General features: G+C 55.9%; 12 protein-coding genes. 9 read left to right on the top strand and 3 right to left on the bottom strand.

The window, feature by feature from the left end; all coding sequences use genetic code 11:
• Nucleotides 1-55 precede the first annotated feature (55 nt).
• The 9 genes from SH287x_RS17680 (at nt 56) to SH287x_RS17640 (ending at nt 7,575) form a co-directional block, all read left to right on the top strand.
• Complete coding sequence (locus SH287x_RS17680; protein ID WP_479515706.1) at nt 56-1,384, top strand: phage portal protein; 1,329 nt, start codon at nt 56-58, stop codon at nt 1,382-1,384.
• Between the two features lie 14 nt (nt 1,385-1,398).
• A complete protein-coding gene (locus SH287x_RS17675; protein ID WP_479515705.1) occupies nt 1,399-2,406 on the top strand; it encodes a hypothetical protein in 1,008 nt (335 codons plus the stop codon).
• Between the two features lie 212 nt (nt 2,407-2,618).
• Nucleotides 2,619-3,116 carry a hypothetical protein gene (locus tag SH287x_RS17670; protein WP_479515704.1) on the top strand — a complete coding sequence of 166 codons (498 nt, stop codon included), beginning with the start codon at nt 2,619-2,621 and terminating at the stop codon, nt 3,114-3,116.
• An 80-nt stretch (nt 3,117-3,196) separates the two neighbouring features.
• Nucleotides 3,197-4,390: a phage major capsid protein gene (locus SH287x_RS17665; protein WP_479515703.1), complete on the top strand. Its 1,194-nt coding sequence runs from the start codon at nt 3,197-3,199 to the stop codon at nt 4,388-4,390.
• Nucleotides 4,391-4,504: 114 nt separating this feature from the next.
• A complete protein-coding gene (locus SH287x_RS17660; RefSeq protein WP_479515702.1) occupies nt 4,505-5,005 on the top strand; it encodes a hypothetical protein in 501 nt (166 codons plus the stop codon).
• Nucleotides 5,006-5,423: 418 nt separating this feature from the next.
• Nucleotides 5,424-5,693, top strand: coding sequence for a hypothetical protein (locus SH287x_RS17655; protein WP_479515701.1), 270 nt, complete (start codon nt 5,424-5,426; stop codon nt 5,691-5,693).
• A gap of 122 nt (nt 5,694-5,815) precedes the next feature.
• A complete protein-coding gene (locus SH287x_RS17650; protein ID WP_479515700.1) occupies nt 5,816-6,055 on the top strand; it encodes a hypothetical protein in 240 nt (79 codons plus the stop codon).
• 80 nt (nt 6,056-6,135) lie between these two features.
• Nucleotides 6,136-6,525: a hypothetical protein gene (locus SH287x_RS17645; protein WP_479515699.1), complete on the top strand. Its 390-nt coding sequence runs from the start codon at nt 6,136-6,138 to the stop codon at nt 6,523-6,525.
• A 33-nt stretch (nt 6,526-6,558) separates the two neighbouring features.
• The gene (locus tag SH287x_RS17640) at nt 6,559-7,575 is read left to right on the top strand and encodes a hypothetical protein (RefSeq protein ID WP_479515698.1); all 1,017 of its coding nucleotides are present in this window, start codon (nt 6,559-6,561) and stop codon (nt 7,573-7,575) included.
• 248 nt (nt 7,576-7,823) lie between these two features.
• Here the strand turns inward: SH287x_RS17640 and SH287x_RS17635 are convergent, their stop codons facing one another.
• The 3 genes from SH287x_RS17635 to SH287x_RS17625 form a co-directional block, all read right to left on the bottom strand.
• Nucleotides 7,824-8,045, bottom strand: a complete 222-nt coding sequence (locus SH287x_RS17635) for a hypothetical protein (protein ID WP_479515697.1) — start codon at nt 8,043-8,045, stop codon at nt 7,824-7,826.
• Nucleotides 8,046-8,092: 47 nt separating this feature from the next.
• Nucleotides 8,093-9,301 (bottom strand): hypothetical protein, encoded by a 1,209-nt coding sequence (locus SH287x_RS17630; RefSeq protein ID WP_479515696.1) that lies wholly within the window; start codon nt 9,299-9,301, stop codon nt 8,093-8,095.
• A gap of 351 nt (nt 9,302-9,652) precedes the next feature.
• Nucleotides 9,653-12,097, bottom strand: a complete 2,445-nt coding sequence (locus SH287x_RS17625) for a sialidase family protein (RefSeq protein ID WP_479515695.1) — start codon at nt 12,095-12,097, stop codon at nt 9,653-9,655.
• Nucleotides 12,098-12,309: the final 212 nt, after the last annotated feature.

Genomic DNA, 12,309 nt, shown 5'->3' with positions numbered 1-12,309 from the left:
CACCGGGTGATAGGTTGAGAGCCTTTCTTATCTCAACCCATCACCCGGATGACTCATGCTAACTTTTCTGGCCGACACACTTGCTCGCTGGCAAACCCAAGCCCGTTATCGCCGACGAGTCAGCGAACAGCTTCTCGATCTCATCGAAAAGCAAACGTCTTCAGTGGATGATGACTCACGAGGTTGGCAGCCCGTCGCCACTTCTGGTAACACATCAGGTTCCTATACACCGCTGGAACGAGGGCATCTCCGTGATCAGGCCCGTCGTCTTGTACGCGACAATCCTCACGGCCGTAACCTGTTGAGGTTAATGGAGATCTATGTCGTTGGCCCCGGACTGGAACTCACCGTTCAGGCCCTCGATCCACGGGATCAACCATTAGCCGATCAGGCGGCTCACCATTGGAAACAATTTCTCACTCTCAATGCCCAGCATTTCTCACCACGGGAATTTGCTCGCCGGGCCTGGCGCGATGGCGAAGTCTTTGTCCGCTATTTCACCGATATCAATGGCAACCTTACCGTTCGCTTCATCGATCCCGAGGCCATTGCCCCATTACCAGAAGCTCCTCACGATGAAGGGCTGGTCACCATCCCAGGTGATATCGAATCGGTGCTGGCCTATCACCACATCGACCCCGTAACGGGTGAGTGGCAAGGTGATATCCCTGCTGAGGAAATGCTCCATACCCGCATCGGTACGGATTCCAACGAGCGACGCGGCATCAGCCTGTTCGCTCCCATTCTGAATGCTCTCTCCCGCTTTGATCATTGGATGGAGACCGAATTAACTGCTCGCAAGCTGCAAGCCTCACTTGTCCTCTGGCGCAAAATTCAGGCGTCTCCTTCTCAAATCACTCAGCTGACAGACGGCCCAGGCTCACCCCGTGAACGCTATCAGCCGGGCACGATTCTGACGACATCCCACACGACCGATCTTCAGTTTCTGTCCCCCAATACCAACTTTGGCGACGCCGTTCCTTTGGGACGATTGTTGCTGCTCTGTGTCGCCGCGGGGGCGGGATTGCCGGAATTCATGCTCTCCAGCGATGCCTCCAATGCGTCTTACTCCTCCACGATGGTGGCAGAAGGGCCAGCGGTCAAACTCTTTGAAAGTGAACAGCAATTCTTCGCTCGAGAACTGGAACGATTGTGGCGGGCCGTCCTGATGGCCGCCTTTGTTCATCGTGACTGGCCGGAAGATTTGCTTGATCGCATCTCACCTCAATGGTCATTCCCGCAGCTGGTCAATCGCGATCGTCCGCGAGAACGCCTGGCGGATGTTCAACTGGTGGAAAAAGGCATCCTCAGCCGGGCAGAAGTCGCCCGCCGCGACCACGCCGATCCCAAAACCATGAGACGTGAATTGAGTGAAGAAGAATGATTTGAGGTCGGACGATGTCCACCACTGACTCTCCCTCCTCCTTTCCCCTCTTCTTTCCCACTTCTCTGCTTCCCCGCTTCTTCGCTTTTCCGCTCCCCACCCCCTTCCCCCTGATAGCTTCCCCTCTCATGCCCACACCCATTATCGAACATCTCACCGACTGGCATTCCTCCGGCTTAAAAGTTGACCGCGACACCCGCATGGTCTACGACGTCGCATTGACGGCTCCCGAATCCGCCAATGGTTACCATTACCTGCCGGCGGCTCTGGAAGCGGCCCTTCCGCTTTACGAGCACAAACCTGTCTTTCTCGACCATGCTCCTCACGCCTCCAAGCCGCGTGATCGCAGCATGCGGGATCTGGTTGGCACGATCAGTGCGCCACGTTATGTCGCAGGCCGCATCCGTGGTGATATCCAGGTGGTGGATACAGAAGCGGGCCACATCTTTCTGGGACTGGTCGCGGCACGCAGTCCCGCACTGGGCATGAGTCATGTGGTGCTCGCACAGCAGGATTCTTCGCAAAAAGCGATCACGGCGATTGTCGATGTCATCAGTGTTGATGCGGTCGCTTTTCCGGCCACAGCGGCCACCTTTTCTGAACAAGCCCCGCAGGAACTCACTCTTCCGTCAACCACCGCTCATCCCTCTTCACCAGAAGAACAGACTCCTCACGAGGAAGTGATACCCCTCGTGGTGAAGACTTGCGAACTGGATCTGTTGCGAGCCGAGAACGAGCGTCTGACTCAGGAATTGGCTCAATTTCGTGAAGCGGCCCAGATGCAAGCGCTGCTGGAAGCCGCTCGCCTTCCGCCAGAACTTCTCACATCCGATTTTCGGCAGCTTCTTGCTGTGACTCCCCCCGCCCTTCGTCCTGCATTGATTCATGAACGCAGCACGTTGGGCCAAACTCTTACTCAATCAAGGAAAGCCACACCCGCCAGTCAGACCCGTTCTCTTCTCAGTGCCACAGGCCCCAGTGATGCCTCCATCATCGAGACCATCAAACGCCGCTTGAAGTAAGAACCTGTCCGGGAAACTCCCTCTCCCGCTTGCAAGAGAGGGTTGGGGTGAGGGGCTGATGAACGACCAGTGTGACCACTGGCCACGCGATCCCTCCTCATCCGGCCTTCAGCCACCTTCGCCCCCAAAGGAGAAGGATTTGAGGGCTTCCGGACAGACTCTCACCTTCAGCAAGTATCAAACGCTCCCCCTCATTTCTGAAAGCCCCGTCTATGTTTCCCGCCCTTCGTTTCCGTTCCGGCCAGGTTCAACTTCAACGCTGGCCCGTTGCCTCAGACACTCTCATCGAACCTGGCGACCTTGTTTATTTCGATGGCACCAGCATTAAGCCCGCTTCAGCTTTCACCTGGACAACTAATCTCGTAACGACCCAGACAAACTTTGTGGCTGCCTTCGTTGGTGTCGCTCATCAAGCCTCGGCTGCCGGTCAGGTGACGCCAGTCTCTGTCGATATCAGCCCGCTGGCCACGTATGAATACGCAGTGCCAATGGGCCACTACACCGTCGGCCAGACACTCGCCATTCATGGTGCTCCGAGCGCCTTGTCCAGGCAGCAGTTAATGGCGGCTGCCAGTACCGCTGCCATCGCCCGGGCCGCAGAATCCGCGACCAGCACCACAATGTTGCGAGTCAATTTCGCCAGCGCGTTCTCCGTCGCCAGCAGCAACATCCATGCTCAACTCGGCCCCATCCCCGAATCAGGGGAATAATACGCCCAGACGTTTTCCTCTCCGTTTGAACGTTTCTGCTTTTTTGATTCTCCCCTTTTCCGCTATTCAAGAACCCCCTCATGCCTCATTTGCAACCCCTCATTGCCTCGCTCGGCCCGGAAGGCTTTTATCACAAGGTCTGCACTCTCTTGAACGAGAAGCAGCTTTCTGTTGATGATTTCAGTTACCACGAACTGGCCGAAGCGTGTGGTGTCCTGCCCGAACTCCGGTCGACCCGTCCTTTGCGGGAAGACGTCCCCGTTCCTGCACTCCTGCGTGAATCCAACCCGGGCGTCAACAGTTCGCTCTTTCAAGTCGTGACGGCCGAACTGATCGGACGGAAAGTTCTTGAAGGTTACGAAGACGATTCCGGCTTTATCGGCGACCGTCTGGTGACGGTGCTTCCCAGTCGGGGACGTTCACAGAAACTCGCCGGCTTTCGTGCCCTCAGTGGCCCGACAGAAGTCACCGAAGGCCATCCTTATGAAGAGTCGACCTTCAGCGAAAAGTTCATCACCACTGAAGAAGCCAAACGCGGCCGCATCCTGTCCATCAATGAAGAACTGATCGCTTTTGACCAGACTGGCGAGATCAACCGCCGCGCTCTCGCTCTTGGTTTTTATCTCCGTCAGGAACGGGAACGCACGATCCTCCGCGCTGTGACCGATGCCGATGCAGCCAGCAACCGCTTTGTCTACCGCCCTTCCGGCCAGGGACAATCGTTGTACAAAACCAACGGTTCTCATCAGAACTTTATCGGCCCGGGAAACACCACTTCGCCCGACTTCGATGAAAGCCTGCCCCTCACCAATTGGGCCGATATCGATACGGTTCTCAACTATCGGGCCACGCAGGTGAAAGATGACCGGATCGATGGCACGCCCCGTCCGATTCTCGTTCCGGCCCGACAGATCCTGGTTCCGGAAAAACTTCGTGGAGCCGCCCGCAGCCTGATTCATGCCAGCGAAATCGTCGTCACCACTGAAGATCGTGAAACACGTCTGGCCAATCCGATCCGTGATCAGTTTGAAGTGCTCTCGTCACCGTTCATTGATGAACAAGGCGGCGAGGCCCTTTCAAGCTGGTATGTCGGTGATTTCAAACGACAGTTCGTCTGGACAGAAATCTGGCCGGTGCAAACGTTCCTGCAACGCGAATCCAGTGAAGCCGCCTTTGAGCGCGATGTCGTCCTGCGTGTCAAAGCCCGCTACTTCGGTGGCGTCTCAGCCGTCGACACCGTCTTCGTCACCAAAATCGACGGCAGCGAAAGCTAATAGCAGCGGAAAAGCAGGAAAGCAAAGAAGGAGAAAGATCAAAGGAACGCAATCACCAACCATCAACCTTCAACTTTCCACTCCCCTCTCCCCACCATCAACCCACAAATCCCCATGCCCCTCCTGCTCCCCCGCCCCGACAGTGAACCGCTTGTCCTTGATCTTCGCCCGTTGCCGCTGGGCTTCCAGCAGCAACTCAAGCGGCATGGTCTTGTCCCGCCGATTCCTCCCGCACGGCTGGCTCGTGATAGTCACGGCAAGCCGCTCAAGGATGCCCAGGGTCAGCCGGTTCGATTCTTCGATGAAACCGATACCGACTATCAGGCCGCAGGTGAGATTTATCATCAGCGGCTGGCAGTCATTGCCGTGGCGTTTGCCTTAAAGCACGACCCACATTCTCCGCTAATTTCTGTCTGGCCAGTGAACCAGTCTCCCCCTGCGGGTGACTGGAATCACTGGGCCGATGAACTGTTCGAGACGCTGGTGAATGCGGGTTGGTTGGCGGGAGATCTCATGGCCGCTTGCGATGAAATCACCCGCATCAGCAATCTGGTCAGTGATCGGCTTCTCGCCGCTCAACGGTCTTTCTCGGCTCCGGAGGACACCACCAGTTAAACGACCCTTCCAGCAGCCGCACGCTGGCTTACCACATCCTCCGTTGCTGCGAACGCCTGCATCTGCCTGAAGCCGATTTCTGGAATCTCCCTCGAGACGAACAAGATCGACTGCTGGCTTATGAACTCCTCAGGCAAGCAGAAGAAAGGATGTAAGAAGAGATGGGGGTTGGTAGTTGCTGGTGGGGAGTCGAAATCACCCCTCTCCCGCGTCATCGCGGGAGAGGGTGGCCGCAGGCCGGGTGAGGGTCTTCCCAGTTGATATCGCAAATCAAACACCATTCCCCGGCAGGCCGCACGACGCACGATGAAACCTTCCGTTATTTGACCACCACATCCATCTGAACCCGCTTTTTCACTGTTTTCGCTTCTCTGCTTCTCTGCTTCTCCGCTCAATCCCCATCCTTCCAGGTTCTTCCATGTCCGATCTCACCGACCTCTCGACCACCAGTGGAACTTCGCTGACGGAATCACAGATTCAAGGGATTCTTGCGCAGATTGATCTTGATCTGCTCAACCTGCTGCGAGATGGCAAGCTGGCGGCTCTGAAATATTCGGCTCCCGGAGCCGGGCCTCAGGCCGACCGCGCCGCCAATCTGATGGCTCTTCTGGCAGCGAGAGACAACTATCAAAAACTGCTGACCAGCCTGCCCACATGGCAAGCCACAACGGCTGAAGTAGGTCTTTGATTTCCCCACCGCTCTGCTCTTTTTCTCCTGTTCTGCTTCTTGCCTTCTCTTTCTTTGCTTCCCAGCTTTTTTGCTTTTCAGCTCTCTCACAGTCCATCTTTCTTCCGCGACCGGTGCCCGTCATGCCGCCTACTCAAGACCGTCTCGACAAGTTGATCGACACCCTGCAGTCCCTTGCCCTGCAATTGGAAAGCCTGCGTGTTTCGCTCGAAGCCGTGGCCAATCTGACCAAGGATCATGAATCACGATTGCGGCATGTCGAAGTGACGCAACATCGACTCATGCCCCTTGTCGGCGGCCTGGTTTTCCTGCTGACCACCCTCGCCTCCATCGCGCTCACCCGCTGGCTGACCGTTGCCTAAGGAAGAAAAAGCAGAAAAGCCAAGAAGGCTCAGAAAAACAATCACGACGCACTTTCCAACTCCACAATGCCAACTCCCAAATGCCAAACCTTTCTTCTCTTCTCTCCGCCGATCTTGACCTGATGCTGACCGATTGGGGCCAACCCGCCTTGCTGGTGGCTGTTCTTGAAGAGCCACCCCATGAATCGGATTCCGACTCATCGGCCATTGTGTCTGAAAGTTTTCCATTAACCCTTCTTTGCGGCGACGTCACTGAGACAGCCGCAACGGCTCAAAGTCTTCAAGGCACACTTTCGACATCCCTTCTGGAGGCCACCTTCATTGTTCGCTCCGAGACCTGGCCCGTTACTTTGCCCGGTGCCTTACTGGAGCTTCACCTCGATGGGCGAGTCTGGGTCATCACAGGGTCTGCGCCTCATCAAAATGCCAGCTTCCTGCTCCTGAGCGCTCGCTCCATCGCATCACACTAAGAACCTGTCAATTCCTTCTCCCTGAGGGAGCAGGTGCCCGACTGGCATCATACCGTGCTGGTGGTGAGTTCCGTGACATCCGCCACGCAGGACACATTCCACCCTGTCAACATCATTTCACTGGCGGGGAGTGATCGAAATCATTTTCAAACCCTTCTCAATCAGCAAGTTGACCAGGCCCGACAGCAGGGACGAGAACCCACCCTCTTGCTTCACAACACACCTGCGCGCTGGCAACTCGACGCCTGGCCTTGCCCGGCATTTGTCTATGCTCATTCCCAGGGATCACTGGTCACTGGCGAGACCACCAAAGCTTGCTCACACTGGCTGAGCGATCAAAGGGCGAGCAATCAACGGATGAAAAATCAACGTTTGAAGCCACCGTCGCCGCCCGCGTGGCCTGTCTTGTGGCAGGGAGTTCCCGATCCACGCTCTGAACTCATCCAGATTGCGCCCCATGTCCGGCATTCGCCCCTCAAATTTCGAGTCGGCCGGCTTTGCACCCCTTCGCTCCACAAATTTCCCGAGGAACTGATCGGTCTTTATCGACGCTGGTCGCGCGAGTTCCCCCAGGTGATGTGGGAATTTGTCGGTTGCCCCACTGTCAGGCAAGCCGCTTTGTGGTCAGCCTGCCAGGGTCGCGCCATATTTCATCCCGCCAGTTGGCAGGCTCGAAGATGGCTCTGCGAATGGGATGCGTGGCTTTACACTCATCCCCACCTGACGGAAAGTTTCGGACGAGTTCTCGCTGAAGCCATGCTGGCCGGGACGATGCCGATGGTGGATGCCAAAGGCGGCTTCATCGAACAGTTTCCTGCTGATTTTCCCATCCCCATGAGATCAGACCATGCAAGTCCTCTGGCTGGACAGCGACCTCGCGGGTTGTGTGCCACGCCGGACGACTTTTCCGCAGACCTCACCTGGGCCATCGATCATCCCCACGAGCGAAGAGAATGGACGACATATCTTCAACAACACGCTCAACATCATTTTTCGCTTGAGGCGTTTGGACAACGTCTTCGTGCCTGGTTTCTCCCTCGGGGAGAATGATTCGACAACTCCCTCTCCCGCTTGCGGGAGAGGGCCGGGGTGAGGGGTATTTAACTCTCCGCATGTAGATATCTATCGATCATACTTCGTCGGTATCTACATGCTGCCTTCCATCGAAAGCCACGCATCTCCCTCTCATCCGGCCTGCGGCCACCTTCTCCCTCAGGGAGAAGGATTTAACGACTCCCTCTCCCGCTTGCGGGAGAGGGCTGGGGTGAGGGGTATTTAACTGTCCGTGCTTTAGATATCTATCGATACCCCCTCATTAATGACAACGCACTCCCTTTTACTGGGAGCCACGCATCCCCCCCCTCATCCGGCCTTGCGGCCACCTTCTCCCTGAGGGAGAAGGATTTAATGACTCCCTCTCCCGCTTGCGGGAGAGGGCCGGGGTGAGGGGTATTTAACTCTCCGTATTTCAGATAGCTATCGACCAGAATTCGTCGATAGCTATCTGACTCCCTCTTCATCAAAACCTGCGGCCACCTTCTCCCTAAACGAGAAAAATTTGACAAGTTCAGGCGTCTCGAAAGATATCCAAACCGTTGTCTTTCCCTGGAGGACGTTCACCAGCGACGAACCAGGGGACATCTCCCGTTGTCTGGCGGCGTGGTCTGTTTTGATCTTCTGGCTCAGTTGATGTGGTGGCCTTGGTCGCCGCACTGTGAGTGACAGAAGGGGCTGATTCCGGCTTGGCCTGGGAGTGCGAAAAGCCAAAGGCTGTCAGATCTTCTCCCGCAGCTCGTTCCGTTTTTTGATTGTGTTTTCGGTCAGAGGGCTTGGTCGTTGCTCGAACGGAGGGCTGGGCCATGACCTTGGGAGCAGCAGAAGGCCGGCTCTGTTGAAACTGTTTCATTCCCACCCAGACGGCCGCCATCACAGCCGCCAGTCCACCGACTCCCCAGAACAGAATTTCTCGTGGTGAAAGTGGAGTCGTATTTTTCAAAGGGGCGGGAGTAATCAGCCGAACGTGGCCAACCAATAAGGGAGCACCCCGCCGCGTTTCAAAGGCTTCGTAAGCCATGATCTTGAGGAAGTAACCCACGAATTCCACTTCGGACGAAATGTCGGCTCCTAGGGGTAAGCCTTCGGGAAGATCGGGAAAGACAATGACATAAGGAAACGACTTGGAATCTTCGGTCCAACCCCAGCCTTCGTAGAGTTGGGTGATCCCCAACGTGTTTTCGCCTGCGTCATAGGTCAACACCCGTCGAAGGTTTAGCTTGAGTCGGACAGGCAGACCTCGGTGGGTGGCTGGCGACTCCCAGAGATTCGTGAACAGTGTTGTTGTGCTCGCGCGTTGGCGCAGGTCAAGATACGGTTCACTTTGAATCCATTGCATCAGTCGCCAATAGGCAGGCATCTCTTGCGCTTGAAGGGCCTGACGATCTTCAATCGCCGCTGCCTCCTTTTGAAAGCTGGCCCATTCATCAGGCGCTAAGTTGTTGAGAACAATTGTCGCCGGGCGATCAGACGAGACCGGCAGAGCAGTCTCTGTTTGTGCAAGCAAAACAGGGGACTGTTCAGGGTGAGCAATCGAAGAAGCCTCACGATCTTCAGCGGCGAGAACAACCTGATAGGAATCATCAATCGCCATCCACGACCAGAGACCAGGATGGCTCGCGCGAAGGGTGCAGACACCGACGATCAACAAGAGCACCAGCAACGAGAAGGCTCGACCAGAAGGAATTCCCGCACCAAAAGGCCTGACGTAATACCGCCGCATATCTGAATCTTCTGCTAGAGAGATAAGGCCGAGAGATTCGTGAGCAAGCCCTTGGTCATCGGGCAGAATCGTCACTTCCAGCAGCCGTATCGCCCCTGAATTTTGTGATGTTGGCAGGTTCGATGCTGTGAGATCAATCCCAACCTGAAGTTACGCGTTTTCCTCTCAATGTGCCACGCCTGCAGCTTTGAGCAAAGAGGCTATTGCAGAGTTGTTAAAGGATCAATCGCGAAACGTGCGTGGCATGCTGATCAAAAGCTTTCAGCATGCCACGCGGATCTCATCAAATGAGAAGCGAACCCGCTCTCACTCTGGAACTCATCCACCCGAAAACAAAGCCGTGACACGGCATTATTCCTCGATCGGGCCGTTGGGCAGTTTCGCCCCGTAATAGACAGCGCGGTGGCGGTTATCGTCGTAAGCAAAGTGAAGATAACCATCCTGGCTCACAAACCCGTCGGGATAATTGAGCTTGCCCTTGGGGCCATCAGAAGATTCCTTGACCAGCACGCGGCGATAAGGCCACGTTTTCATCCCGTCATAGCTCACCCATAACGAGAGCGGGCTGCGGTGCGAAGGATTGGAGTTGTGAAGCATCGCCACGCCATTATTCGGCAGCTTATAGATCGTGGCCTTGGAACCAGGATTGGGGATATCCGACTTCTGTGCGAATTCCGGCCAGGTCTTGCCCCCATCTTTGGATTCGGCCACATACAACACGCCCCCCAGTCGATCACCACGAATGATCATCTTGATCGTGCCGTCGTCCAGTTCAACAAAGTTGTTCTCGGCCCAGCCATGGTAGCGATCATCGGTCGTGAGACGAATGTTGCCGTGCTCTGTCCAGCTTTTCCCCTGATCGTTGCTGATGAGAACCCCATTGCGGGGATTGCTCACGTAATGACCCAGAGCTTTGTGCCAGGGACGACTCTCTGCTGGAGGCGGGGGAACATTCGGCCCCGGTCCCTGATAATACTGGAACGGAATCATGATGCGTCCATCTTTGGTCACAATGTGATTGCGGATGAACGTGAACTTGCCCAATCGTCCCGGCATCAGCGTTGGGGAACTCCATGACTTGCCATTGTCTGAACTGGTCATCCACCACGATTGCCAGTTTCGGCCCCAGGTCTCGGAGTGCGTCGAGAAGAACATGGTCATCTTCTCGCCTTGAATCAGCACTTCGGTAGCCCCCTGCCCACTGGTCAAACCGCTGCGTGGCAGGCTGGTCGGAACCTCTTGAATCGGAGACCACGTCTTTCCTTCATCAGTGCTTTTCACCACACCAATGTAATTCCCCGGCGAAGGTTCAATATCATCACCAGCGAGGAGATATAGCGCCCACGACTTGTCTGGCAGTTGTCTCAGGGTGGTGTCGCAGACCATTTTGTTGGGGGTGATCCCATCATAAGCCAGTGTGGTTCGATCCTGTTTCGCATCCGCCACCGCCTGGGCACGCCACTTTTCACTCGTCCCTTCCTGTGAAGAGGATGCGGCGGGCGGGTTTGCGGTTTTGACAGGAGCCGCTGAAGCCAACCCGTTCATCGCCTTGGTGATCACGCCACGCAGACGCCCATCGGGCGAGACAATCTTCCCGGCTGCCACATCCTCTTCCCGAAAAACAGCCAACAGCACTTCCCGCTCTTTGGCCCGCTCGCGGTCATAGGAAACATAGATTCGTCCATCAGGTGCCTGAAAACCATCCGGGTAAGAAACGCCTCCCCGGTCATCCAGCATCAATCCCCCCTTCCAGGTCTTGCCTTCATCGTTCGAGAGGAACGCCATCAGTCGTATCCGATTTTTTGTGCGTTCATCAACATTCCCATGCCTGACCAGCAGCAGGTTTCCTGAGGCCAACCGCCGGATATGAAACCGCGTGGGAACATGCGGCATCGCGAGCTGCGGCGTGCTCCAGGTTTTTCCCTGATCTTGAGAGAGACTTTCAAACATCCCCTCTGTGGTGCGGGCCAGCATCCAGAGAGTGCCATCTTTTCGTTCAACAATCATGTGTTCATCAAACTGCGGGCCGGGAAAAGCGACCCCGCCACGATAGTTCCAGGTCTTTCCCTGATCGTTAGACACAAGGACGTTGGCCTTACGGAAAGGATCAAGTTCTTTGGCGGCTGTTTTCAACTCGCCGGGGCCGATCTTGCCGCGATCCCACAAGGAAACCGGGAGCATCCACTCACCCGACTTCAGAACCGTTGGCTTATTGAGCGTACAGCCATCCCAGATCCGGCGAGGAGCTGACCAGACGGGCGACTCATCATCGGGGTTATCACAAGTGATGGCCCAGTCTCCCGCGCGACCATCAAAATAGCCCATGGACTGATCAAAAAAGAGCCAGAGCCTGCCGGTGGGGTCAGTCCAGAGATTGCCTACAAGAATCCGGCGCTTCAAACCAGTGGGGGCTTCGGGGGGATCAATGACCAGCTGAGGCGATTTCCACGTCTTGCCATCGTCATCACTGCGACCCAGCACAAAGAAGCCTTTGTCGCTATCTCCACCGGCAACCCACGCCGCCCACAAACGTCCTTTGGGCGTTCGCTCAATCCCGATCGTCATCGAGTAATCAAGCTGCTCGGGTGAATACTCCGGCCCCGGACGGGTTTGAATCGTCGGCGGGACAAGCGAAAGATCCAGAATCTCCCGGCCTGGCAACGTGTCTGCCGCCAGAGAGGCGGGTTCTTCCAGTAAGAGGCCAGCTCCTCCCAACAAAAACAGGAACATCAGACTGCGGGTGAATCCCTTCATGGCATAGGGAGCAGTCATGCAAACAACGGGCGACGGAGGCATGAGCGGGTGCCTTTCTCGCGGCAAGAGGTGAGATGTCAATCGTGATGTCAGGCGGGGCCAACGGGCGGTAGGTAGAGTAAACGTCCCGACAGGGAACTTTCTAACGGTTTGCGATGTTCAATAACAGTAGCCATTTTCTGGAATTGCCTGATCTGAAGAACACGCCTTTGGCTTCTCTGACTTCGTACTGGTGAGGCCCTTTGTGTCACGCT

Source organism: Planctopirus sp. SH287, from assembly GCF_056500625.1.
The sequence above is the reverse complement of the archived record's forward strand: the minus strand, read 5'-3'. Positions and strand labels throughout refer to the sequence as shown.